The sequence below is a fragment of the Blautia pseudococcoides genome (genome assembly GCF_001689125.2).
Taxonomy (GTDB): Bacteria; Bacillota; Clostridia; order Lachnospirales; family Lachnospiraceae; genus Blautia; species Blautia pseudococcoides.
Map to the genome: position 1 here is coordinate 4,846,010 of NZ_CP015405.2, position 24,378 is coordinate 4,870,387.

Genomic DNA, 24,378 nt, shown 5'->3' on the forward strand with positions numbered 1-24,378 from the left:
AAAGGATCGTGAAAAACAATATATCTAACTATGAAAAGATGAAAAACCATATGGCAGGCGTATTTTTGCAGTATGATCAGGAGAGAATGATTCAAAAGTTCGCGCTGGAACATGACAAAAACTATATTTATATTCCGTTTGTCGGGAGAAGATACCGCATTGACCGTTTGAAGGGAACTGTAACTTGGTCAAATGACTTTTTCCAAACAGAAGAAAAGGCAGATTATAATGAAGTCATGACCATATATGATGTGCTTTGTTATTCTAAGGAGAATTGTTATCTCGCTGATGAATGGGTAAATGTAGGAAGTCTCGCTTCTATCCAAGGCGGTACCTTAGCAAAAGGGAATGATTTTTTTCAAAATGCAGGGCAGTATTTTGACGGGAAAACGAATAAACTGGCCCGTGCCTGTGAGATCCTTGGGGGAAGAAAAATAAAAAAAGGAGATGTGGGTTATGAACTTGCGTTGTTTCCTTTTCTTCCCCTGTCCTTGTGTTTCTGGGAATCTGATGAGGACTTTCCCGCCAGTCTGCAGATTCTGACAGATAAGAACATTCTTGATTATATGCATTACGAAACACTGATGTTTGCCATCACACATATACTCAATCGTTTGAAAGATGAATGTGAGGAAGGTTGAATATTTGATCATCCTGGCGCCATAAGATTTTTTATGGACTTCATGGTAGAGTACGGCCATTGAAATATATAGGAAAAGCGGCATAAACGCAGGGTTTATGCCAATTTTCTTTTTTTACCATGGGAACCATATTAATTATCTTGCCCTTCCCGCCATAAATGTCTATAATATTCATCAAAGCCCCCCAAAACACTGCAAAATACGAAGGAAATCAACAAAATGCCCATACAAAAAAAGTTCCATAAAATATCCTGGACAAGACGTATGATCATAGCCCTGATCGTTGCCACCGTCATGCCTGCAGTCATTATTTCCTCGATAATTTTTAATGTGGCGGCAAAAAATCTTGAAAAACAGGCCTACGAACTGACCGATTATAAGATTACCCAGCGTGTCCGTTTTCTTGAACTGGATCTGCGGCAGGTGTTTGATCTGATTTACCAGACAGTAGTAGACCCTGCGGTGGCAGGGGCCATGGACAGCCTCAACCGTGGCAGAGAGCCGGTGGAGAGCAAAACAACCCTGCGTAGTAAATTCATATCCTATGGTCAGATGCTGGAGGCAGTCCAGAGTATGACATACATAGATGATCAGGGAGAAAACTACTATACCTACGAGAAATTCAACAGTGTCTATGACAATAATATGTGGTCTGACAAAGAGCGGCGTCTGGGACTGTGCAGTCAGACAAAAGAATCGGAATCAGCCGTGTTTTTGCCCACAATCCAGGAAGAACTTGCCGGGGGCAGGCAGATTGATCTATTTTATATAGCCATACCTGTTCAGGATTATGTGGCTGACAGTAATGTGGGAGTGCTTGTCATGGGAATCGGCATGGAATTTTTTCAAAATTTGGATACCGGCGATGAGGAAGAGTCCCAGTGGAACGATATGGTGGAGGTTATAGACCCCCAGGGAAGAATCATATACTCCCAGGAGAAAGACAGAATAGGAAAAATCTCGGAAGGTACTGATAAATCAGACAAAAGCCAGTTGATAAAGGAAAATCAGATTGAAAAATCAAACTGGACACTGAGGTCTTATGTAAACCTTAAAGAAATAAAACAAAATCTATACGGTTTCCGGCAGGTGACTATATTGATTGGTATTATTTTTATTGTACCGTTTGTCGCAGTGGTCTGGGCACTGAGCAAATATTTTACAAGGAATCTCAGCATGCTCTCCATGAACCTGAAGAAAATAGGGGAAGGCCAGGTGGGGATGCAGCTTGATGCCACCATAGAAGATGAATTTTATCCCGTCATCCAGCAATTTAACCAGATGTCAAAAAGTATTGAACGTCTGATAAAGCGGCTGAAACGGGAGCGTGCCCAGACAGAGGAGGCGGTGACAAGGCAGAAACAGGCAGAGCTGCGCGCTCTGGAATCCCAGATTAACCCGCATTTTCTCTATAATACCCTGGACAGTATTAATTGGAGGGCTATTGAAAATGAGGAATATGAAATCAGTGAGATGATTTCCTGTCTTGCGGACCTGCTCAGATACAGTATTACGGATATAGACGGGATGGTACAGGTGAGAGAAGAAAAACAATGGCTGAACAAGTATCTTTTTCTGCAGCAGAAACGTTTTTCAGATAAGTTTACCTTTATTATCCGTATACCGGAGGAAGCGGAAGATATTCTGATACATAAAATGCTGCTGCAGCCTATTATCGAAAATTGTGTGGTGCATGGCATTAATGAAATGAAAAAAGATGGAAAGATCACAGTTGAAGCATCCATGGAAGAGGGGAATCGGCTGCGGTTTGTTATTAAGGATAACGGAAAGGGAATAGGGGAGAAGACGCTGGCAAGGCTTAACCGTAAGGACAACAGAGGGGATATCGGCACGGATAATGTACGGGCAAGACTGGAGAGCTATTACGGAGGAGAAGCATTCATACGTTACTATAGTTCAGAGACGTCAGGAACAGTGGTAACCGTGGAAATACCTTATGGAGAGGAAGTATATGCTAAAAGTAGTGATTGTGGAGGATGAATATATGGCCCAGACAGGACTGGGGCATCTGATTGAGAAGATCAATCCGGAATATCATATTGCAGGTTATGCAGATAACGGCTGTGATGGAATGGTCCTGGTTAAAGAGGTGAAACCTGACATCGTTATCACGGATATTAAGATGCCCAGGATGAATGGACTGGAAATGATTGAAAGCCTGAGGAAGATCCATATGGACTGCCTGTTTGTGATCCTGAGCGGTTATGCAGAGTTCTCTTTTGCGCAGCAGGGAATTTCTCTGGGTGTGACGGATTATCTGTTGAAGCCGGTGACTGTGCAGAAGATCAAAGACCTGATGGAGCGGCTGGAGCAAAAACTGAAGCCTGTCCGCCGGGAGGCAAAAAAGGAGGAGGCGGTTTATTCTCTTCTTGTCACAAAGGTGATCGGATATATACATGAACACTATCAGGATAAACTGACACTGGATGATCTGGCGGAGAGGTATAAGGTAACACCTGAATATCTGAGCCGTATGTTTTCCAGGGAGGTTGGCCGTCCTTTTGTCAATTATCTGAAAGAGTACCGGATTGGCAAGGCTAAGGAAATGCTGCAGAAGGGAAACAGAAAAATATATGAGATTGCTTTTGAAGCAGGATATTCGGACGTGAAATATTTTTGCCGGGTATTTAAAGAGGTTACAGGAGTATCCCCGAAAAAATATCTTCAGTATGGTGAAAACGAAGACAAAATAGAATGATTTGAAAATAGATAAAATGACCTGATATGTGTAGTGAAAAACATATATTTGGTCATTTTTTTGTGCAAAAGAATCCACTTTTGTTAAAATCGTATAATTTTGTCTGAAAATGAAAACTGATATAATAAAATCATCTTAAAGAGAGCAGTAAAAATACCGGTATTTGAAAAAGGCAACAAGTTGTAACAAAAACACAGAGTATTGGAGGAAAGAAATGAAAAAAAGATATTTGGCGATGGCACTGACAGGAATGATGACGGCAGGCCTGATGGCTGGCTGTGGAAATTCAGGTGATACGCAGGCGGACACAGCAAAAGCTGCAAAGGATGAAAAAACAGCAGATACAGGGAAAGATTCTGACGGCGGGGGAAAAACGGAGGTTGTACTGTGGCATAGTATGGTATCTCCTGAGGTGGAGCCGTTCCAGGAGATGATAGATAATTTTAATGCACAGAGTGAAAAGGCAACTGTTGTGACAGAATGGGTTGCCAGGGATGAGCAGACAAAACAGCTCACGATCGGCAATATGGCAGGTGAACTGCCGGATATGGTATTTGTGGACAACCCGGAAGTGATCAATTATGGAGAGATGGGGGTATTCCAGGATATCAAGAAACAATTTGACGGATGGGATGAAAACCAGTTCCTGGACAGTATCACAAATTCCTGTGTATATGAAGGCAAAATGTACGGTGTTCCTTATATCGGAAACAACCTTGCCCTGTTTTATGATAAGGATATGCTTGCAGCCGCGGGCGTGGAAGCGCCGACAACCTGGGAGGAGCTGGTGGATGCAGCCAAAAAGACTACAAAAGATGGTGTCTACGGCCTGGGATTTTCAGCGATCAAAAATGCGGAGTGTACATTCCAGTTTATGCCGTTCCTCTGGTCAGCAGAGGGGGACTGGGCGGATATGGGATCGGATGACAGCATAAAGGCCATGACTTATTACTCTGATTTCGTGAAAAACGGATTTGCCAATAAAGAAGTTTTAAACTGGTCACAGGCTGACGTGTGCAAACAATTTGCCTCCGGCAACTGTGCAATGATGGTAAACGGGTCCTGGAACGTGGGGACACTCAGAAATGATGCGCCGGATAAGAACTGGGGAGTTGTACCCATTCCGCAGGACAAAGTACCTGCATCCTGTCTGGGAGGCGAAGCTCTTTGTATCACAAAGAATGCAGATGCTGACGCCTGCTTTGAGTTTATTGAATATCTTTGCGGAAAGGAAATTTCTGCTCCTTACGCAAAGAGTGTAGCAAAATTCTCTCCCCGTTCCGATGTGGATATTGATAAAGAGTTTGCAGATGATCCGGAGATGAAGGTATTTGCTGAACAGATGGAAAATACAAAACCACGCGGGCCCTATCCAAAATGGACAGAGGTGGATAATGTTATCATTGAAGCCTGCCAGAGTGCGCTGACAGAGGCGAAGACGCCGGAGCAGGCATGCAGGGATGCAGCCGCGGCAATTGCGGATATTGAGGAATCATTAAAAAAATAAAATGTTGCATTTGCCGATCACAGGCAACTGACATTACCAGGAGTCTGCCGGGTTTTTCGGTCTTAAGAAATCCCGGCAGACTTTTTGACTCTAAATACCTGAAAAGGAGCGGACATTATGGGCAGTAAATATTCCAGAAACAGCAGGCGGGAAATACGAAACGGATATGCATATATTATGCCGGCGCTGATCTTTATGGTCGCTATGATCGGATTTCCCATTCTGTATAATTTTTATATCAGCTTTTTTGATATGACAGCACAAAGCGTAGGCATAGGCCATGCGGAATTCATCGGTCTTAAGAACTATGAAGCGATTTTCAGTGACCCAACCATGTGGAAGGCTGTTAAAAATACATTTTTCTATACAATTTTTTGTATTGTATTTCAGTTTATGATCGGATTTGCTTTTGCTATGTTTTTCAGTAAAAAATTTAAGGCCGCGAGATATTTAAAGGGCCTTATGGTAATCAGCTATATGCTTCCCATGACAGTGGTAGGACTTATGTTTAAGTTCATGCTGAGCCCCACAAACGGTGTTATCAATGATATTCTTATGAATCTGCATCTTGTGAAAGCACCTGTGGAATGGCTGCTGAATGAAAAAACAGTTATCTGGGGGCTTATCATTGCCAATACCTGGGTGGGAATTCCTTTTAATATGCTGTTATTATCAACCGGTCTTGACAATGTCCCCCAGGATGTCTATGAGAGTGCGTCTATTGACGGTGCAAATTCCGTACAGAGGTTTTTCTATATTACTGTGCCGATGATCAAGCAGTCTATTCTTTCTGTTTTGATATTGGGATTTGTATATACGTTTAAAGTCTTTGATTTGGTCTATGTGACTACAGGAGGAGGGCCGGTGGATGCCTCAGAGGTTCTTTCCACATACTCGTACCGTCTTTCCTTTAAGACTTATTATTTCGGACAGGGGGCGGCTGTGGCAAATGTATTGTTCCTCTGCCTGTTCGTGGTGGCATTGGTATATCTGAAATTGATCGGAAAAGATGAGGTGAGTTGACTATGATGAAGCAGCGGACAAAAAACATGATTGATACCATAATAGCAGTTATAATAGCGGCAATATTTCTCTTTCCCATGTACTGGATCATTATCAGTTCCCTGAAATCCGATACTGAGATTTTTGCGCAGGTACAGACATGGTTTCCAAAGGAGATCCATTGGGAGAATTACATAGACCAGTTTCAGAATAAATCCAATACAGCTAACATTTTTGTTCAGTTTAAGAATAGCTGGATCATAGCCATAGGTTCCATGGTGCTCTCACTTGTCCTGTCTATTCCCGCCGGATATGGGCTGTCAAGATTTAAGATTCCGGGGAAGAAACCGATCCTGATGATTTTTCTGACAACACAGATGCTACCCTGTTCCCTGGTGCTGACGCCACTGTTCCTGATCTATAACAAAGCGGGGCTTTTGAATACATATCTTGCGCCTATCCTGGCTACAGCTACAATATCCATTCCATTTGTGATCATGGTGCTCAGGCCTATTTTCATGGAATGCCCCAAGGAGATAGAGGAGGCGGCAAGAATTGACGGGTGTAATTACTTTACGGCATTTCTCAGAGTTACACTGCCGATATGTAAGAGCGGTATCATAACGGCTGCGGCATTTTCTTTTATTTTTGCATGGAATGATTTGGTGTATTCCATAACCTTTAACAACAAAGGCGATTTGCTTCCCATGACATCCGGGATCTATCAGTTTCTCGATGCATACGGAACAAAATGGAATATGATCATGGCATATGGTGTGATCATTGTGCTGCCAATCGTGGTGTTGTTTGTATGCCTGCAGAAGTATATTGTGGGCGGACTGGTGGGCGGTGCCGTGAAGGGCTGATCGTTCAGGTGATTTTTGGAAAGGAGAGACACATCGGATGAAAGGTATTGTAAAAGGTGAGCAGGAGCGCTTAAGCTGGCGGTATGATGATGAACTGCTGTACATTGAGGCATGGGGCAGGGACAGCCTGCGGGTCAGAAGTACACATTTGGAGAAAATGCCGGAAAAGGACTGGGCTTTGGAACCACAGGGTGAAGTGAAGCCGATCATTAAAATCTCAGAGGATTCTGCCAGTATAACAAATGGTAAAATATGCGCAAGAATCAATACATACGGTTATATTACTTTCTATAATGAGAAGAACGTGGAAATTCTGAAGGAACGCTGGGAAACCAGGGAGGTTCCGGTGGATATGATGGCGACGGAGAATTACGCCCGCGTCCTGAAAGAATGGGGCGGCACCGTACCGAAGGCGGTTATGACTTTTCAGTCAAATAAAAACGAAAAAATTTACGGCATGGGCCAATATCAGATGGAATATCTGGACTTAAAGGGATGTGAGCTTGAACTCTGCCATAAAAATTCTCAGACAAGCATTCCTTTTTACATTTCAAATAAAGGGTATGGCTTTTTATGGAACAATCCGGCAGTGGGAACTGTTAATTTCGCCAAGAACCTGACCCGATGGACAGCAGAGGCATCCTGCGTAATTGATTATTGGATCACAACAGGGGAGACACCAGCCGAAATTTTGGAAAATTATACGGCAGTTTCAGGGCGGCCGGGGGAATTTCCGAAGTGGGCGTCCGGCTTCTGGCAGAGTAAGCTGCGGTATCACAACCAGGATGAGGTACTTGAAACTGCCAGGGAATATAAGAGAAGAGGACTTCCCTTATCTGTGATAGTTATAGATTTTTTTCACTGGAAACATCAGGGAGACTGGTCATTTGACCCGGAATATTTTCCTGATCCCAAAGCTATGGTGGACGAGCTGAAAGAGATGGGCGTTGAACTCATGGTATCTGTATGGCCTACAGTGGAGCCGTACAGTGAGAATTATGCCAGGCTGAAACAATTGGGATTTTTGACCAGGGCGGACCGGGGGGTGAGGACACAGTATCATTGTCTGGGCGCTCAGGTATTTTTTGATCCCACAACACAGGGAGCAAGGGAGTTTTTATATGAAAAGCTGAAAGAGAACTATGGGAAATACGGTATCCGCATTTTCTGGCTGGATGAGGCAGAACCGGAATATCAGCAGTTTGATTATGATATTTACCGTTACCAGGCTGGCTCTGCCAGAGAAATTGGCGGCATATATCCGCTTTGTTACAGTCAGGCCATCTATGACGGAATGAAAAAAGACGGGATTGAAGATCCCATGAATCTTACCCGAAGTGCATGGGCAGGCAGCCAGAAATTCGGGACACTTTTGTGGTCCGGGGATATATATTCCAGTTTCCGTTCCTTCCGTATGCAGATTCAGGCAGGTTTAAATGCCGGTATGGCCGGAATTGCATGGTGGACAAGTGATATCGGCGGTTTCTGGGGCGGAGATCCGGAGAGTGAAGAATTCCGTGAGCTTCTTGTCAGATGGTTCCAGTTTGGCGTGTTCAGTCCGATATGCCGGCTTCACGGTCATCGCCGCCCCTCCGGAACCCTGCCGGAAGTTGTGGACAGCGGGATGTTCGACTTTAATACCTGCGGACCAAATGAGGTATGGAGTTACGGAGAAAAAAATTATGGGATTCTAAAAGAGCTGTTGATGCTGCGGGAGAGAATGCGTCCCTATGTGGAGGAAACAGCAGCCGGGGCCTCCGAAACAGGACTGCCCATGCTCAGAACCCTGTTCTTTAACTATCCGGAAGATGAAAACTGCTGGGAGACTGAAGATGAAATTATGTTGGGAAGGGATCTTCTGGCAGCACCGGTCACGTATCCGGGGATGACTTCCAGAGAGGTATATCTGCCCAAAGGAGACAGATGGATCGATTATTATAATGGGAAAATGTATGAAGGCGGTCAGACATTGATGTACCCTACACCTCTGGAAGTGATACCGTTTTTTATCAGAGAGGGATCCGGGCAGTATGAGAGAATCAGGGGACAGGCAGAGGGAGGCTTATGCGGATGGAAAAATTAGTTTCGCCAAAGCTGTCAGATGTGAAGATAGAGGACAGATTTTGGAGCAGATATATTAAACTGGTGCGGGAGAAGATGCTGCCGTATCAATGGGAAGTATTGAATGACAGGGTAAGCGATGCGGCGAAAAGCCACTGTATTGAGAACTTTAAAATTGCCGCAAAAGAGAGTACAGGAAAGTATTACGGAATGGTATTTCAGGATACGGATGCGGCAAAATGGCTGGAAGCCCTGGCTTACAGCCTGGAAGGAGAAAAGAACAGCGAACTGGAAAAAGAGGCTGATGAAGTTATAGATTTGATCGGAAGGGCGCAGCAGAAGGACGGATATCTGGACACATATTATACCATTCAGGAGCCTTTGGGAAGATGGAGCAATTTAAGGGAAGGACATGAATTATATACTGCCGGGCATATGATCGAAGCTGCAGCGGCATATTATCAGGCTACGGGGAAGGACATTTTTTTGAAAATCGTATGCAGACTGGCAGACTGTATCTGTAATACCTTTGGCCCGGATGAAGGAAAGATCCATGGATGTCCCGGGCATCCTGAGATCGAGCTGGCACTTGTTAAGCTTTACCGTCTGACAAGAGATGAAAAGTATCTGAATATGGCAAAGTATTTCCTGGATATCAGGGGCAGTCAGAGTCCCAGCCACTTTGAGGAAGAACAGAAGATGGACGGGTTCCATCACATTTTTCCTGAGTTTGAGCATCTGGGATATAATAATATACAGGCGCATAAGCCGATACGGAAGCAGAAGAAGGCGGACGGACATGCGGTCAGGGCTTTATATTTGTATTCGGCTATGGCTGATGTGGGATACGAATGCAGAGATGAGAGTTTATTGGATGCCTGCAGAACACTATTTGATCATATTACCGGCGCGCAGATGTTTATCACCGGCAGCGTAGGGGCAGCGGCTGACGGGGAATGTTTTACCTGTGATTATGACCTGCCTAACAATTATAACTATTCGGAGACGTGTGCTTCTGTAGCGCTTGCCATGTTCTCACTGAGAATGTTCCAGGTAGAGGGAGACGGAAAATACATGGATATCGCCGAGAGGGCGCTTTATAATACAGTCCTTGGCGGTATGTCGTTAAACGGGACAGAATTTTTCTACGTGAATCCTCTGGAGGTGGTACCGGAACAGTTAAAAGCAAACAGAACCCTTCATCATGTACTTCCCTCCCGGAGAAAGTGGCTTGGTGTTGCCTGCTGCCCTCCCAATATTGCCCGTACACTTACCGGCCTTGGGAATTATATTTATTCTGAAAATGAGGATACTCTGTTTGTCAATCTTTTTATCGCCGGAAAGTGCTCAGTAAAATTAAAGGAAGGCACCATATCTGTGTCTGTCCAGACAGATTATCCCTATGACGGCAAGGTGAAAATAACAGTGGAAAACCATGAAGGAATTCCGTTTTCCCTTGCAGTACGCGAGCCTGGATGGACAAAAGTGGAGCAGATGATCAGTAAGAGCGGAAAAGAAGTTTCAGTCAGACGGGAGAAGGGATATCTGTACACTGAAAAAACAGTTTGGGAGAGCCAAGCAGAGTTTATTTTTGAAATACCTTTAAAACCTGTCCTGATGTGTGCCCATCCCCGCGTTGCTTCGGATGCAGGGAAGGCGGCAATCGTACGGGGACCTTTGGTGTATTGTCTGGAGGAAGCCGATAACGGAAAAAATCTGGGAGCTGTCGTACTGGATGCCGGCGGCAGTATAGAGCCGGTATTTCAGGAGGATTTACTGGGAGGGACTACCGCTGTTTTAGCGGATGCCTGGCGCGTAAGTGAAAAAGGATGGGAAGGGAAATTATATCAGCCTGTGACGGAACGATTGGAGAAATGCAGGGTTAAAGCGGTGCCGTACTGTATGTGGAATAACAGGGGGGAAGGGGAGATGCGTGTGTGGCTGCGGGTGATGAAAGAATATCAGGACAATACGCAATGATAAGACGCGTATTGAAAGCAGACTGTCATTAAACCGGACTTTGGGGGAATCAGAGGAACCCGTATATACATTTTTTATTTCTGGTACATAATTTTTATAGCAGTGACAAATCCGGCAGCAATGCCGGATTTGTGTTATAAAAAAATATATTTATAGGAAAAGGACATTTAAGAAAGTTGGAAATTTCGCGGATAAAATGTTATACTAACTGATACATGATAATCGTAATTACCATTTAACGTCAAAAAGGATAAGGTGATAAGAAATGTACATCGCAGATTTACACATTCATTCCCGATATTCCCGTGCCACCAGCAGGGACTGCACACCGGAATATCTGGATCTCTGGGCGCGCAGGAAGGGAATCCAGATAGTCGGCACAGGTGACTTCACACATCCTGCCTGGAGGGAGGAACTGCAGGAAAAGCTGGAACCGGCGGAGGATGGGCTGTATGTGCTGAAGGAAGAATATAGAATACAGGATTCTACAGCGGCAGCAGCCATGCAGCCGCGTTTTGTGGTTACAGGCGAGATCAGCTCTATCTATAAGAAAAAGGATAAAGTCCGTAAAGTACACAGCCTGATTCTTCTTCCGGGACTGGAGGATGCGGAGATCATCTCCGGGAAACTGGAAAGCATCGGCAATATCCATTCCGATGGACGTCCAATATTGGGATTAGACTGCAGGGACCTGCTGGAAATCCTGCTGGAGCTGTGTCCGCATGCCGTATATGTGCCGGCCCATATCTGGACACCTCATTTTTCTTTATTTGGGGCGTTTTCCGGTTTCGATACAGTGGAGGAATGCTTTGATGACTTATCGCCATACATCCGGGCCATGGAGACAGGACTTTCCTCAGATCCGCCTATGAACTGGAGGATATCTGCCCTTGATAAATACCAGCTTATTTCAAATTCTGACGCCCATTCCCCTGCAAAGCTGGGCAGGGAGGCCAACCTGCTTAACATCGAACTTACCTATGAAGGATTAAGAAATGCTATTCAGGAGGGAGTCGGTCTGGCAGGAACCATAGAGTTTTTCCCGGAAGAAGGAAAATATCACTTTGACGGGCACAGAAAATGCCATCTCTGTTTAAGCCCTCCGGAGGCAGAGAAATACCAGGGTAAATGCCCTGTCTGCGGAAGGAAACTCACGATTGGAGTGTCTCACAGAGTGGAACAGTTAGCTGACCGCCCGGAAGGATTTCTAAGAGCTGATGCGAAAGCATTTGAAAGCCTTGTACCGCTGCCGGAAGTTATCGGCGCGTCTGTGGGATATTCCGCGGCAAGCAGAAAGGTTGTGAGGCAGTATGAAGAAATGCTCCGGAAACTGGGACCTGAATTTGAGATACTGCGCATAATGCCCCTGGAAGAGATCCGAAGCGTTTCCGGGCATTTGATCACTGAGGGAATCCAGAGGCTGCGGGAAGGAAAAGTGGAGAGAATCCCCGGTTTTGACGGAGAGTATGGCACCATAAAATTATTTGAGCAGACAGAAATAGAAAACCTGGATGGACAGTTGAGCCTTTTTGACAGCATGGAAAGCATTCGGAATACGAATAAAATATCAGGCAATACAGGAACTGTACAGAGAAAAGGACAATCAGATGATGTACGGGAAAACACCCTTCCCACTCTTCCTGCCCCCCAGCCTCTGAATCCCAGGCAGCAGCAGGCCGTCCAGTCCGTAGACCGGGCAGTGGCAGTCATAGCAGGTCCGGGCACCGGGAAGACTAAGACACTCATATCCCGCATCCTCTATCTTCTGGAAACCAGAAAAGTAAAGCCTTCAGAGATAACCGCAGTTACGTTCACGAATAAAGCTGCCGCCGAGATGCAGGAGCGTCTGAGGCAGCGGTTAGGAAAAGGCAGATCAGCCCGTCTGATCCAGGTAGGCACCTTCCACTCCATCTGCCTTGATCTGCTGAAAAAACAAGGTATGCAGTTTACCCTTGCCGACGAGACGGAAACCCTGGATATTGCCGCAGACATAGTCAAGAGCAGGAATCTGGGGATAAAACCCAGACAGTTCCTCCAGAAAGTATCCCGGATCAAAACAAACAGCGATGTGTTCTCAGACCTTTCAGACGGCAGGCGTGAAGAGAAAGCTCCGTCAGAACATACACCGTTTACCGCCCTTGGCATAACAGAATCCGAACACGCCGCATACATAGAATACAGCCAGACATTAAAATCCCTGCATATCCTTGACTTTGACGACCTGCTTACGGAAACCCTGAACCTCATAAAATCTGATCCAACCATTCCGGCACAGAGCTTCCATTACCTACACGTCGACGAATTTCAGGATATCAGCCCAATCCAGTACCGACTGATCATGGAGTGGGCAAAGCGGGGCAGAGAGCTGTTTGTCATCGGCGACCCGGACCAGTCCATTTACGGTTTCCGCGGCTCAGACGATAAATGTTTTGAACATTTAAAAAACCACTTCCCAGACCTTAATATCATCCGCCTGACCGAAAACTACCGTTCCGCACCTCAGGTGATCTCCAGCGCAGTTAAGGTTATATCCAAAAATCCTGGCATGGAGAGAGTTATCCACCCCAACCGGCCGGACAACACGCAGGTCCGCCTTGTCACAGCCGGAAGCGAGATGGGGGAGGCTATATTTACCGCTAAAGAGATCAACCGCCTGATTGGCGGAATTGATATGCTGGATGCACAGGAAAAACAGGAAACACGTACGGAGCATACAATAAGAAGCTTTGCCGATATTGCAGTATTGTACAGAACACACCGCCAGGCTGAACTTCTGGAAAAATGTCTGCGAAGGGAGGGCATTCCATATGTGATTGCCGGGCGCGAGGATTTTCTTGCAGAAAAGACCGTCCGGGGATGCATCTGCTTTTTCCGATGCCTGACAGATCAGGATGACACAGTGAACAGGAATCTTTGCCTGAAATTACTGTGGGACCTGGAACCAAACCAGATAAGCGGCAGTATTTTTGAAACCATGCAGGGGAAGTATATTCCATTCCTAAAGAAAGGAAAACCGCAGAAAGTCCTGGAACAATGGATAGAAGACATGAATCTTACAGATGATATAGCTGTAAACAAGCTTCTTGGAATGACCGTTTTCTATAAATCCATGCAGGAATTCATGGATGCCGTCTGCCTTGGTGTGGAAAGTGATCTGAAACGCTGCGGCGGCAGGAAATATACAGCCGACTGCGTCACACTCATGACACTCCACGGCTCAAAAGGCCTGGAATTCCCAGTGACGATTATCTATGGCGTCAGAAAAGGCGTGATACCTTATGAGAGGGACTCTCATCAAAAGAAAGAAGACAGCGCAGGTATCCGGGAGAATTTCATCACTGACATTGAGGAAGAACGCCGGCTCTTTTACGTGGGAATGACCAGAGCCAAAGAGGAATTGATACTCACCACCTCCCGGGAAACCTCTGCCTTTCTGGAGGATCTGCCGGAGGAATCCCTGCGGAGAGAAATTGCTGATAAAAGAAAGCAAAACGACGGGGGAGAGCAGTTAAGCCTTTTCGACTTCCTGTAAATGAAGCAGACTGAGAGGAAAAAAGAATGACACAAAAGAATATAAAACATCTGACACTTCTGCATTCCAATGACATGCACGGTGATTTCCTTGCAGAGGAAATTGATAATGAACTGGTGGGAGGCGTCTCTCTTTTATCAGGTTATGTCAACCAAGTGAGAAGAGACATTCCCAATACCTTATACATGATCGCAGGAGATATGTTCAGGGGTTCTCTCATAGATACTGAATTCAAGGGAATCTCCACAATAGAAATCATGAATGTCCTGGGACCTGATATTGTCTCCCTGGGAAATCACGAACTGGATTACGGCATTGCGCATCTGTTGTTTTTGGAGCGCTGCTGTAAATTCCCCATCGTAAATGCAAATATCTACATCAGGCCAACAGGTATGCGTTTGTTCCGGTCCCACAAAATCCTTCAAGTGGATGGTATGAAAATCCTTGTTATGGGCCTTTTGACGGAAGACATTATGAGTAAGGCAAAATCAGACATGCTCCTTGGAACCTTTGTGGATTTGACCGATGCAGCCAGGGAAGTGGGCATTATCTGCAACAGTTATAAAAACGTGGATATTGATTTTACCATACTCCTCACACACATTGGATTTGCGGAAGATTTAAAGCTTGCCGAACAGCTTGACCCCAGATGGGGTGTGGATGTTATCATCGGCGGTCACAGCCACACCTATCTGGACGCGCCCGCAGAGGTGAATAACATCCTTATTGTACAGGCCGGGATCGGAACTGACCAGATCGGACGTTTTGAGATAGAGGTAAACACGGATACCAATTCCGTTGAGAGCTACACATGGGAAACGGTTCCTATTGATGACGCGCACTGTGAAAGAAATGAGGAACTGGAACACCTGATCTATGACTTTAAAAAAGTAACGGATGAAAAATACGGAGCGGTCCTGGCCAGCATGGTGCGAAAAGCCACCCATCCCAGCCGCTATCAATCCACAAGCGCAGGGAATCTGTTCTGTGATGCGCTGAAAAAACAGTTTGGACTGGATATCGTCATGCTTGGTTCCGGAAGCCTCAGGGCGGAGGAAATAGGACCCATTATCACGGTGGGGGATTTGCTGAATATGTATCCCTATGATGAGACACTGGTCCGTATTGAATTGACAGGAAAAGAACTGAAGAGAGGAATTCTCCATGCCATGAAGAAAAGCTTCCGTGCTAAGGACAACGATTCCGAATATTATCAGTTCAGCAAAGGCATCCATATTGTATATTCCACAGGCAGCCAGGTATTGACAGAAGCACGGTTTAACGGAAAAGAAATACAGGATGATGCCGTATTTGCCGTGGGCCTGGAACTGTTCCACTACAATAATATAGACAGTTTCCTGGGGCTTGACCGGGAGGCCATGGAGGGGCGGAAGCAGGCGAAGACTGTGACGGGAAATATCCGAACTGCTATTGAGGAATATTTTAGAGAACATAATGCTCTGCGGCCTGTTTATGAAAAAAGAACAGAAACAACAGATTAAGAAAGGAAAAATATAAAATGCAGGAATCTAAATCAAATATATCCATAAGAAATGCACAGCCGGGGGAAGGTGAATATCTGGCCTCCATTGAGGCGGCCTGTTTCCCGGCAGCGGAAGCAGCCAGCGTGGAGGCCATAAAAGAGCGTCTGGCTGCATTTCCTGAAAAGTTTTTTGCTGCGGAAACAGAAGGAAAATTAGTGGGATTTGTCAATGGAGGCGTGACAGATGAACCATATCTGCCTGACGAGATGTATCACAATGTTGGTTTACATAATCCAAATGGCAGCTATCAGACCGTATTCGGCCTCAATGTTCTGCCCCGGTACAGAAGACAGGGCATCGCTGAGAAACTTATGAATGCATTGATACAGTCCGCAAAACAAGAGGGGAAAAAAGGAGTCATTTTGACCTGTAAGGACCACATGATCCATTACTATGAAAAATTTGGCTTTGTCTGCCACGGCAGAGCGGATTCCTGTCACGGAAATGCAGTCTGGAACCATATGCAGCTGATTTTTTAAAGCATCTCTGCAGATATCCGGGTAATCCATGGGAAAGTATCATACACGCTCAAACCCATGCAGGACGGCTCTTTCACTATTTTACTCCTCATGTGGAAAAAAGCAACAATAAAAGCGATTGACAAACATACCGATGGTATGTTAATTTGAATATAATCCAAAGAACTATGGAGGTACAATATGGCACGGAATAAATATCCGGAGGAGACAGTGAATCTGATTCTGGAAACTGCAGGCAGACTTTTTGTGGAAAAGGGGTATGAGCGGACTTCTATCCAGGATATCGTGGATCATCTGGGAGGACTCAGCAAAGGCGCTATTTATCACCACTTTAAGTCAAAAGAGGAAATCCTCTCTGCTGTGACAGACCGCATGACGGAAGGGTCGGAAGTTCTGCTGCGCCGGATAAGAGACGATAAGACGCTTACAGGAAAAGAAAAACTAAAAAAATTGTTTTTTGAATCCCTCAACCGTCCGGAGCAGAAAGATATGTTTCGTTCCGCCCCCCGACTTGGAGATAATCCGCAGCTATTGTCCATGGTAATGCGGGAAACCATTGATATCACGGCTCCCCAATATCTGACCCCCATCATGGAAGAGGGGATAAAGGACGGCAGCATCCATACAAAATATCCGGCAGAGTTAGGGGAAGTATTGCTTCTGCTTGGGAATGTATGGATCAATCCAATGACTATGGATTCCACCCCTGAGGAGACACTCAGGAAATGCCTCTGTTTTAAGGAGATTTTGGAGGCCCTTGGTCTTGACATTGTGGATGAGAAAACTATCAACAGACTGCAGGAACTGACAGAGATTTATAATGAATATAAATAATATAAGGCTGCCCGGCAGCATTGTCTGAACCGGCAGCTTATTTTTTATCATTATACATACCTACGGTCGGTATTAAAAGGAGAGAAACGATGGATGCAGTAATAGAAATAAGGGAAGTGTCTAAGAGTTTTCAGGGACAGAGTGTGCTGGAACGCTGCTCCCTGAATCTGAAGAAGGGTGAAATTTACGGCCTGTTGGGAATCAACGGAGCCGGAAAGACCACACTGATGAAAATAACCGGCGGTTTTCAGCAGCCGGACGAGGGAGAAGTGCGGATAGAAGGCAGAGACAGCTGGGAGTACAGAGAGAAGATCCAGAGCAGGATAGGCACTCTGATCGAGACGCCCATATTTTACGATCACTTGTCAGCCAGGGAGAATCTGGAGATCCATATGGCATACATGGGTCAGGAAAGTGATATTAACGGTGCCCTGGAGCAGGTAGGGCTGGTGCGGACAGGAAAAAAGCCGGTCTCCAGATTTTCCATGGGCATGAAGCAGCGGCTGGGGATTGCAAGGGCAATGCTCCATAGCCCGGATTGTCTGCTGCTGGACGAACCGGTCAATGGCCTTGACCCTGTGGGAATACAGGAAGTGAGAGATATTCTGCTGGCTTTGGCAAAGAAAGGTACAGCGATGCTGGTCTCCAGTCATATTCTGAGCGAAATGGAGCAGCTTGCCCACAGAGTGGGCATCCTGGCACAGGGAAAAATTGTGGAGGAGTTCTCCCCGTCTTTGATGAGAAAACAATACGGAGAAAATTTTGAAAATTACGTCATTGACATTATGAAGAGGAAACAGATATGAAGCTGATAAAGCTGGAATTAAGAAGAACGGACTTTAAGGGCTATCTGCTGGCAGCAGTGGGGATCGCTGTGTTTTGTCTGATCATGACCTTTGCCTTTCCGCTGCTTCCCAAACTGGAGGAGGGAAGTGTGACCAAAGACGATGCGCTGCTGTTTGCCACCTGGAAAGGGGTGCTGCTGCCCGTTTCCGGACTGATCATGTCCTGTTTTGCGGTCCTGGGCGGCGCTATGGCAGCCAGGCTGGTGGTGACAGAATATACAGGGAAAAATGCGCTTCTGCTCTTCTCTTACCCTGTGAAAAGAAAATCGGTCCTGAAGGCAAAATGTACCCTGCTGTGGGGCTTTATATTTACAGCTACGTTACTCTGTGAGACACTGTGCTTTCTTGTGGTGGGTATGGCGGCCAATCTGTTTCATTTCATGCCCGAAACCTTTGGCATAACGGAGATAGGGAGGGTGCTGGCAGCAGGTGTGGTACTGGGCGTGATGGCAGCCTCTATAGGACAGATTTCCATGCGTATTGGTTTTTGGAAAAAATCACTGGTGGCTTCTGTGGTAACTTCCGTTATCCTCATATGCCCGGTGACAAACCTTTTCATGCTGGGAGCGGACAGGGGGCTTTGGATCATGATTGGGATCATGACGGTTACCCTGGCCGCAGGTCTGGGATGTTATGTGGGACTTACAAACAAAATAGAGAATATGGAGGTATAAATATATGAAGAAAAACGGTTTTTCAAGAGATTTTATGCTGGTAGTTATGGGACAGATCATCTCTCTGTTTGGGAATGCGGTGGTCAGGTTTGCCCTTCCTCTGCATCTGCTTAACATTTCCCAGTCTCCTACCCTGTATGGGATGGTGTCAGCGCTGGCATTTTTGCCGCTGCTTATCATGTCACCCCTTGGAGGTGTGATCGCGGACCGGGTGAATAAAAGAAACATCATGGTAGTGCTGGATTTTTCCACTGCCGGAATTATCCTGCTGTTTCTTCTGTTGTCAGGACAGGTGAACCTTGTGGCGCTGATCCTTGCGGCACTGATCCTGCTTTATAGTATTTCCGGTCTTTATCAGCCGTCTGTGCAGGCCAGTATGCCGTTTTTGGTGCCTGAGGAGAAACTGGTGCAGGCCAATGCCGTTATCAACACAGTATCTTCCCTGGCCGGACTTTTAGGACCTGTGCTGGGCGGCATCTTTTACAGTATGAAGGGGATCCATGTGGTGCTTGCCATCAGTATGGTGTGTTTCTTCCTCTCGGCTGTGATGGAAATCTTTATCAGAATTCCATTTACGAAAAGAGAGACCAATATGGGAGCTTTCCGCATTATTTTCGGAGACTTAAAGGAGAGCGTACATTTTATTGCAAAGAGCCAGAAGGTGATTGGCAAAGCCACTGTTATTATAGCGTTTGTGAATTTATTCATATCCTCCCTGCTGATCATCGGGCTTCCGGTCCTCTGTACCCAGGTACTTGAATTCCAAAAGGCTGATCCGAACCAGATGTACGGATATCTGTCAGGAATCATGGCTTTCGGCGGAATTGCAGGTGGAATTGCCGCAGGAATTCTGGGAGGTAAGATCAAGATTGGAGATACCTGGAAGCTGATCGTGGCTGTGGCCCTGCTCATGTTCCCCATGGGCGGAATTCTGTATTCATCGGTTCCTGATATGGGAAAATATTTGGTACTGGCCGCGGGAGCATTTTTGATCATGCTGTGTGCAACTTTATTTACGGTACAGACAATGTCTTTTGTGCAGATGAAAACGCCGGGACATTTGATCGGAAAAGTGATCTCCTGGGTTATGGCCATCGCCACCTGTTCCCAGCCTCTGGGGCAGGCTGTGTACGGTGTTGTGTTTGAGCAGGCCAGAGGTCTGGAATGGGCAATCTTTATGACAGCAGGCATTGCCAGTATTTTCGTGGGTCTGTATCTGAGAAAAATATGGATCTCGGAGGGGATACTGGACAGCGGAACAGAGGCCGTGTCCGGTGCATATAAATAAAGAAAAAAGTAGATTTCGTTTATGTTCTATGTAAGATCTAACGACGGCACCAGGATCGCTGTCTATGAGTTCAACAAGGAGTGCTCCAAGACCGTGTTTCTGGTCCACGGGTGGCCGCTCTCACATGAGATTTATGAGTACCAGATCGAACTGCTGACAAAATGCGGATACCATGTGGTGGCGATTGACCTGAGAGGTTTTGGTGAATCCGATGCGCCGGCCTGCGGTTATGGATATGACCAGATGGCAGCAGATATTTATCATGTGGTGAAATCCATGGGATTGAAAAAATTCATTCTCACAGGTTTTTCCATGGGAGGAGCCATTGTGCTGCGTTATATGCGGCTGTTTTGCGGCTACGGGGTGGATAAGCTGATTCTTCTTGCCGCCGCTGCCCCATCCTGGACACAGCGGAAAGGCTATCCATACGGACTTACCAGAAAATATGTGGATGGCCTGATTTCCCTGGCTGAGACGGACAGACCGCAGTTGGCTTATAACTTCAGCCATGAGCAGCTTTTTGCCACACCCCACCGGGAGCCGGTAAAACAGTGGTTCCAGGATATATCCCTCTCCGCTACCGGCATTGCTACAGTCAGAACAGCGATCTCGCTCAGGGACGAGGACGGGCGCAGTGACCTGGCCTGTGTTCATGTTCCCACATGGATCATCCACGGAGGGAAAGACGTGGTAGTGTCCAATGACCTGGCCCGTATCCAGAAGGAGGGAATTCCCTGTTCCCAGCTTGTGACCTTGGAGAACAGCGGGCATGGAATCATGTATGATGAGCTGGCCCTCTTTAATAAAATATTTCTCCGGGCAGTCAGAACAAACCCGCAGGCCCGTTGAAAACAGAGTTACTGTTGACTCCGTGCCCAGCAACACGCTTCGCGATGCACAGATATGGAGCATTCTGCTCCATATGGCGCTGGCTGCCTCGGGCTTTTCATGCCTTCGGCCTGAAAACACCTGGCGGGACAGTGGCGCGTGAACAGTAATAAAACAGATGCAGAGTATTTGCCGCATGTCAGAAATGGCATGCGGTTTGTGCGTTTCTATGCTATAATATCTAAAAAGCGTGAGGCCGCTGGCGATCAGCGGCGTACAGGGTGGGAAAGGGGAAATTTTCTGCAGAAAATTTTTACCAGGTATATCAGCTACGTTGTCGCCGTAGCGCTTCTGGCTATTTTAGCGCTGAATTGGGGGGCTGCAGGGGCGAAATGCCAGAAAACAGATGGTACAGGGTCCCGGTGGATGCGGGGAGTGTTCTCTTTGCCATAGATAAAGAGAGAGGGGAGGTGCTGGCCCACTGGGACCAGGATATGGCAGGCAGCGGCATGGAGGATCTGGGGCTTACCCCGGAGGTTTAAGGCGGCTGATTATGCGCTTTACGATGCGAAGAACAGCGGAAAGGGAATCATGAAACAGTATTCCCTGAATTGAGGCATACCATAAAAAACATAAGGAGACAGATGATATGGATAACAATACAACCGTGACAGACTTAAAAATGAGGGTATTTGATTTTTGCGAAGAGAGGCACTGGAATAAATCCCATAATCCTAAGGATTTGTCCATCGGCATTTCCACAGAGGCCAATGAACTGATGGATTTGTTCCGGTTTAAATCCAATGACCAGATGAAGGAAATGATGAAAGATGAGAAAAAGAGAGAACGCATTGGGGAGGAGCTGGCAGATACGCTGATTTTTTCACTGCGCTTTGCCGAGATGTATTCTTTTGATATTGATGAGATCATCCGCGATAAGATGATAAAAAATGCGGTGAAGTATCCGAAGCCCGGAAAATAACGGCGGGAAGGAGTTTTTATGGAAATCAGATGTATTGCTCTTGACCTTGACAGGACAACACTGGACGGGGATGGATATCTGCCGGAGGAAAACAGGCTGGTGCTGGAGGGGATCATGGAAAAGGGCGTGCAGGTGGTGGCAGCCAGCGGAAGAGCCCTCTCCACTTTCCCTGAAGCCATCAGAAAAATGAAGGGGATCCGGTACGCCATCACATCAAACGGAGCGGCTGTATATGATCTTTCCGCAGGAAAGTGTCTGAAACAGTATAAGATGACAGAGGACTCCGTGCATCGGATCCTAAATCTGACAAAAAACTTTCCTGTGACCTTTGAGGCCTTTGTGGATGGGGAGGCATATGCGCCCAGGGCGTATGTGGAGGATCCCATACAGTTTGGTGCCGATGTCAGGGCAGTCCCCTATATCCGGGGAACCAGAAAACCGGTGGAGGATATTTGGGACTTTATCTGCGCCCATGGGTCTGTACTGGATGGCATGGATGTGATCATAAGTGATCCGGAACTGAAGTCCAGGCTGTGGCAGATGCTGGATGGGGAGGCAGAGGATGTGTATATCACGTCATCCGTCCCGCAGCTCCTGGAGATTTCCTATAAAGATGCAGGAAAGCACACGGGAGCTGCCTTTTTGCTGGATCACCTTGGACTGCGGCAGGAAGAACTTGCGGCTTTCGGGGATGGGGATAACGATGCCGAGCTCCTGGCATTTGCGGGAATTGGAATTGCAGTGGAGAACGCATCCCCAAAATGTAAAGAGGCCGCGGATCATATTACCCTGTCCAATGAAGCCTGCGGCGTTGCATATGGCATCAGAAATATACTTAAACTATAAGAGAGGCATAAGGTATGATTCAGAATTGGAAACATAAGTTAAAATATATCTGCGGCGTTCTGGTGCTGCTGCTCTGCTTTCTGACGGGATGTACCAGCACCACAGACAGTATGACAGGCGGGACGGACAAAGACACCCAGCAGGCAGCCGCTTCCCTTGAAGAATCGGGAAGCTATACCTCAAAAGAGGATGTGGCTGCTTACATTCACCAATTTGGACAACTTCCGGATAACTTTATCACGAAAAAGGAAGCAAAGAAGGCCGGATGGGTCAGCAGCAAAGGAAATCTGGCTGAGGCAGCACCGGGTAAGAGTATCGGGGGAGACCGGTTCGGCAACTATGAGGGAAACCTGCCGGAAAAAGAGGGACGGCAGTATTATGAATGCGATATTGACAGCGACGGAAGTTACCGGGGAGCAAAAAGGATCGTCTATTCAGATGACGGCCTCGTGTACTATACAGAGGACCACTACGAGACCTTTGAGCTTTTATACGGGGAGGAGAATCTATGAAGGTAGTCCTGGACGCATTATGTATGGACGAGAAGGAGAAAGCGCACAGATATCTGAAGGAAAAATTAGAACTTCCGGATTACTGCGGGGGTAATCTGGATGCATTGTATGACTGCCTTACAGATAAGGAAGAGATGGAGATAGAGGTGGAGAACCGGGAGCTGGCACAGGATTATTTTCTGCGGATATGGCGGGTCCTGCTGGATGCCTCCGGGGAGAATGAGGGTCTTCAAGTGATTGGCTAATAAAAACACAGGAGATAGAAAATGGGTAAAGTGCAGAAAGACAATGGAAAATCATCAAAGAAACGAATATGGCTTCTTCTGGCGGTCATAGCCGTGGCAGCGGCGGCAGCAGTCATATTTTTTATGAAGAGCCGAACAGAGAACGCGGTGTTTTCCGTTGACGGGCAGCCGGTTTACAAGGAAGAGGCAGCTTGTGTTGCCAGCAAGATCAAATTGCATCAGAGGGAAAAGATAGCGGCTAAGGCAGGAATTGATATATCGGATTTCACCTGGGAAACAGAGGCGGAAGGAAAGACCGCATATGAACACCTGGCTGACGCAGTGGTAGATGAGTTAAAACAAATGAAAACCATGCAGAAGGAGGCTATGGACAACGGCCTTGCTGATGCAATTGACTATCCTTCCCTGATGGAGGCCATGGAAAAAGAGAATAAGGATAGAGAGAAGAAAAAGGGAAATAACGAGACCGTGTTTGGAATGACCCGGTATACAGCAGACCAGTTCTATGATTATTTCAATGAAAATCTCTCCCTACAGAATAAAAGAGAACTGATAAAGAAAGAAGTGCTCACTGCATCGGATAAGGAGGCAAGGGCAGCTTACGATGCAGACCCGGACTATTTCAACAATGAGGAGTATGAAACAGTGGAGACATATGCCAAAAACCTTGTTCTGGATCGTAAGTATGAGGAACATTTACATGAGATGGCAGAGGCTGCCAAAGTGGAAATACCCAGTGAGAAGGCATTGGTACAGGCTGTCAAGGATGCTTTGGAAGGGAAATAAAAACACGAATACATATATTAGGAAAAAAGACATTCACATACCCAATAAAAAAGGTATACAGGATGTCTTTTTTTGTTGCAGAATCAATAAAAAAAGGTGAGTGACTGCTGAAAGATTTGCTTAATCATATAAATTTTTTGCATGATTGTATCTTTTGGGATTATAAATGGTCGAAAATGACGAAAAACAGGTAGAATTCGTAAAAAT

Annotated in this window: 22 protein-coding genes; all 22 read left to right on the plus strand. The window is 46.2% G+C overall.

From position 1 onward, the window contains the following. The first annotated feature begins 8 nt into the window (after positions 1-8). Positions 9-641: a DUF3786 domain-containing protein gene (locus tag A4V09_RS22805; RefSeq protein ID WP_065544351.1), complete on the plus strand. Its 633-nt coding sequence runs from the start codon at positions 9-11 to the stop codon at positions 639-641. Between the two features lie 219 nt (positions 642-860). After that, positions 861-2,642, plus strand: a complete 1,782-nt coding sequence (locus A4V09_RS22810; protein WP_065544352.1) for a sensor histidine kinase — start codon at positions 861-863, stop codon at positions 2,640-2,642. After that, positions 2,614-3,360 carry a response regulator transcription factor gene (locus A4V09_RS22815; protein WP_065544353.1) on the plus strand — a complete coding sequence of 249 codons (747 nt, stop codon included), beginning with the start codon at positions 2,614-2,616 and terminating at the stop codon, positions 3,358-3,360. Before A4V09_RS22810 ends, A4V09_RS22815 begins: the two co-directional genes overlap by 29 nt. Before the next feature lie 214 nt (positions 3,361-3,574). Further along, a complete protein-coding gene (locus tag A4V09_RS22820; RefSeq protein WP_065544354.1) occupies positions 3,575-4,867 on the plus strand; it encodes a sugar ABC transporter substrate-binding protein in 1,293 nt (430 codons plus the stop codon). Positions 4,868-4,984: 117 nt separating this feature from the next. Next, positions 4,985-5,890: a carbohydrate ABC transporter permease gene (locus A4V09_RS22825; protein ID WP_065544355.1), complete on the plus strand. Its 906-nt coding sequence runs from the start codon at positions 4,985-4,987 to the stop codon at positions 5,888-5,890. Positions 5,891-5,892: 2 nt separating this feature from the next. Further along, positions 5,893-6,735, plus strand: coding sequence for a carbohydrate ABC transporter permease (locus A4V09_RS22830; protein WP_065544356.1), 843 nt, complete (start codon positions 5,893-5,895; stop codon positions 6,733-6,735). 37 nt (positions 6,736-6,772) lie between these two features. After that, complete coding sequence (locus tag A4V09_RS22835) at positions 6,773-8,818, plus strand: glycoside hydrolase family 31 protein (protein WP_065544357.1); 2,046 nt, start codon at positions 6,773-6,775, stop codon at positions 8,816-8,818. Further along, a complete protein-coding gene (locus A4V09_RS22840) occupies positions 8,806-10,776 on the plus strand; it encodes a glycoside hydrolase family 127 protein (protein WP_330396473.1) in 1,971 nt (656 codons plus the stop codon). Before A4V09_RS22835 ends, A4V09_RS22840 begins: the two co-directional genes overlap by 13 nt. A 265-nt stretch (positions 10,777-11,041) precedes the next feature. Then, positions 11,042-14,308 (plus strand): UvrD-helicase domain-containing protein, encoded by a 3,267-nt coding sequence (locus tag A4V09_RS22845; protein ID WP_065544359.1) that lies wholly within the window; start codon positions 11,042-11,044, stop codon positions 14,306-14,308. Positions 14,309-14,334: 26 nt separating this feature from the next. After that, the gene (locus A4V09_RS22850; protein ID WP_065544360.1) at positions 14,335-15,810 is read left to right on the plus strand and encodes a bifunctional metallophosphatase/5'-nucleotidase; all 1,476 of its coding nucleotides are present in this window, start codon (positions 14,335-14,337) and stop codon (positions 15,808-15,810) included. A gap of 17 nt (positions 15,811-15,827) precedes the next feature. Next, positions 15,828-16,331, plus strand: a complete 504-nt coding sequence (locus tag A4V09_RS22855; protein WP_065544361.1) for a GNAT family N-acetyltransferase — start codon at positions 15,828-15,830, stop codon at positions 16,329-16,331. A 180-nt stretch (positions 16,332-16,511) separates the two neighbouring features. Then, on the plus strand, positions 16,512-17,165 hold the full coding sequence (locus A4V09_RS22860; protein WP_065544362.1) for a TetR/AcrR family transcriptional regulator: 654 nt from the start codon (positions 16,512-16,514) through the stop codon (positions 17,163-17,165). Positions 17,166-17,254: 89 nt separating this feature from the next. Beyond that, positions 17,255-17,971 (plus strand): ABC transporter ATP-binding protein, encoded by a 717-nt coding sequence (locus A4V09_RS22865; RefSeq protein ID WP_065544363.1) that lies wholly within the window; start codon positions 17,255-17,257, stop codon positions 17,969-17,971. Further along, positions 17,968-18,684 carry an ABC transporter permease gene (locus tag A4V09_RS22870; RefSeq protein WP_065544364.1) on the plus strand — a complete coding sequence of 239 codons (717 nt, stop codon included), beginning with the start codon at positions 17,968-17,970 and terminating at the stop codon, positions 18,682-18,684. The genes A4V09_RS22865 and A4V09_RS22870 overlap by 4 nt, the downstream gene beginning before the upstream one ends. Positions 18,685-18,688: 4 nt before the next feature. After that, positions 18,689-19,972 (plus strand): MFS transporter, encoded by a 1,284-nt coding sequence (locus tag A4V09_RS22875; RefSeq protein WP_065544365.1) that lies wholly within the window; start codon positions 18,689-18,691, stop codon positions 19,970-19,972. A gap of 21 nt (positions 19,973-19,993) precedes the next feature. Next, positions 19,994-20,821 carry an alpha/beta fold hydrolase gene (locus tag A4V09_RS22880; protein ID WP_065544366.1) on the plus strand — a complete coding sequence of 276 codons (828 nt, stop codon included), beginning with the start codon at positions 19,994-19,996 and terminating at the stop codon, positions 20,819-20,821. A gap of 371 nt (positions 20,822-21,192) precedes the next feature. Next, complete coding sequence (locus A4V09_RS24755; protein WP_157123551.1) at positions 21,193-21,342, plus strand: hypothetical protein; 150 nt, start codon at positions 21,193-21,195, stop codon at positions 21,340-21,342. Between the two features lie 107 nt (positions 21,343-21,449). Then, on the plus strand, positions 21,450-21,782 hold the full coding sequence (locus A4V09_RS22885; protein ID WP_065544367.1) for a nucleotide pyrophosphohydrolase: 333 nt from the start codon (positions 21,450-21,452) through the stop codon (positions 21,780-21,782). 18 nt (positions 21,783-21,800) lie between these two features. After that, a complete protein-coding gene (locus tag A4V09_RS22890) occupies positions 21,801-22,628 on the plus strand; it encodes an HAD family hydrolase (protein WP_065544368.1) in 828 nt (275 codons plus the stop codon). 14 nt (positions 22,629-22,642) lie between these two features. Further along, positions 22,643-23,140 carry a ribonuclease domain-containing protein gene (locus tag A4V09_RS22895; RefSeq protein WP_065544369.1) on the plus strand — a complete coding sequence of 166 codons (498 nt, stop codon included), beginning with the start codon at positions 22,643-22,645 and terminating at the stop codon, positions 23,138-23,140. Next, on the plus strand, positions 23,137-23,385 hold the full coding sequence (locus tag A4V09_RS22900) for a barstar family protein (protein ID WP_065544370.1): 249 nt from the start codon (positions 23,137-23,139) through the stop codon (positions 23,383-23,385). The genes A4V09_RS22895 and A4V09_RS22900 overlap by 4 nt, the downstream gene beginning before the upstream one ends. Positions 23,386-23,406: 21 nt before the next feature. Continuing rightward, a complete protein-coding gene (locus tag A4V09_RS22905) occupies positions 23,407-24,171 on the plus strand; it encodes a hypothetical protein (RefSeq protein ID WP_065544371.1) in 765 nt (254 codons plus the stop codon). Positions 24,172-24,378 lie beyond the last annotated feature (207 nt).

Excerpts from the sequence above, each read along its gene's own strand:
- A4V09_RS22845 (WP_065544359.1), top strand. The coding sequence starts at position 11,042 with ATGTACATCGCAGATTTACACATTCATTCCCGATATTCCCGTGCCACC.
- A4V09_RS22835 (WP_065544357.1), top strand. The coding sequence starts at position 6,773 with ATGAAAGGTATTGTAAAAGGTGAGCAGGAGCGCTTAAGCTGGCGGTAT.
- A4V09_RS22870 (WP_065544364.1), top strand. The coding sequence starts at position 17,968 with ATGAAGCTGATAAAGCTGGAATTAAGAAGAACGGACTTTAAGGGCTAT.
- A4V09_RS22890 (WP_065544368.1), top strand. The coding sequence starts at position 21,801 with ATGGAAATCAGATGTATTGCTCTTGACCTTGACAGGACAACACTGGAC.
- A4V09_RS22860 (WP_065544362.1), top strand. The coding sequence starts at position 16,512 with ATGGCACGGAATAAATATCCGGAGGAGACAGTGAATCTGATTCTGGAA.
- A4V09_RS24755 (WP_157123551.1), top strand. The coding sequence starts at position 21,193 with ATGCCAGAAAACAGATGGTACAGGGTCCCGGTGGATGCGGGGAGTGTT.
- A4V09_RS22875 (WP_065544365.1), top strand. The coding sequence starts at position 18,689 with ATGAAGAAAAACGGTTTTTCAAGAGATTTTATGCTGGTAGTTATGGGA.
- A4V09_RS22900 (WP_065544370.1), top strand. The coding sequence starts at position 23,137 with ATGAAGGTAGTCCTGGACGCATTATGTATGGACGAGAAGGAGAAAGCG.
- A4V09_RS22820 (WP_065544354.1), top strand. The coding sequence starts at position 3,575 with ATGAAAAAAAGATATTTGGCGATGGCACTGACAGGAATGATGACGGCA.
- A4V09_RS22855 (WP_065544361.1), top strand. The coding sequence starts at position 15,828 with ATGCAGGAATCTAAATCAAATATATCCATAAGAAATGCACAGCCGGGG.
- A4V09_RS22905 (WP_065544371.1), top strand. The coding sequence starts at position 23,407 with ATGGGTAAAGTGCAGAAAGACAATGGAAAATCATCAAAGAAACGAATA.
- A4V09_RS22815 (WP_065544353.1), top strand. The coding sequence starts at position 2,614 with ATGCTAAAAGTAGTGATTGTGGAGGATGAATATATGGCCCAGACAGGA.
- A4V09_RS22840 (WP_330396473.1), top strand. The coding sequence starts at position 8,806 with ATGGAAAAATTAGTTTCGCCAAAGCTGTCAGATGTGAAGATAGAGGAC.
- A4V09_RS22880 (WP_065544366.1), top strand. The coding sequence starts at position 19,994 with ATGTTCTATGTAAGATCTAACGACGGCACCAGGATCGCTGTCTATGAG.
- A4V09_RS22810 (WP_065544352.1), top strand. The coding sequence starts at position 861 with ATGCCCATACAAAAAAAGTTCCATAAAATATCCTGGACAAGACGTATG.
- A4V09_RS22885 (WP_065544367.1), top strand. The coding sequence starts at position 21,450 with ATGGATAACAATACAACCGTGACAGACTTAAAAATGAGGGTATTTGAT.
- A4V09_RS22830 (WP_065544356.1), top strand. The coding sequence starts at position 5,893 with ATGATGAAGCAGCGGACAAAAAACATGATTGATACCATAATAGCAGTT.
- A4V09_RS22850 (WP_065544360.1), top strand. The coding sequence starts at position 14,335 with ATGACACAAAAGAATATAAAACATCTGACACTTCTGCATTCCAATGAC.
- A4V09_RS22825 (WP_065544355.1), top strand. The coding sequence starts at position 4,985 with ATGGGCAGTAAATATTCCAGAAACAGCAGGCGGGAAATACGAAACGGA.
- A4V09_RS22865 (WP_065544363.1), top strand. The coding sequence starts at position 17,255 with ATGGATGCAGTAATAGAAATAAGGGAAGTGTCTAAGAGTTTTCAGGGA.
- A4V09_RS22895 (WP_065544369.1), top strand. The coding sequence starts at position 22,643 with ATGATTCAGAATTGGAAACATAAGTTAAAATATATCTGCGGCGTTCTG.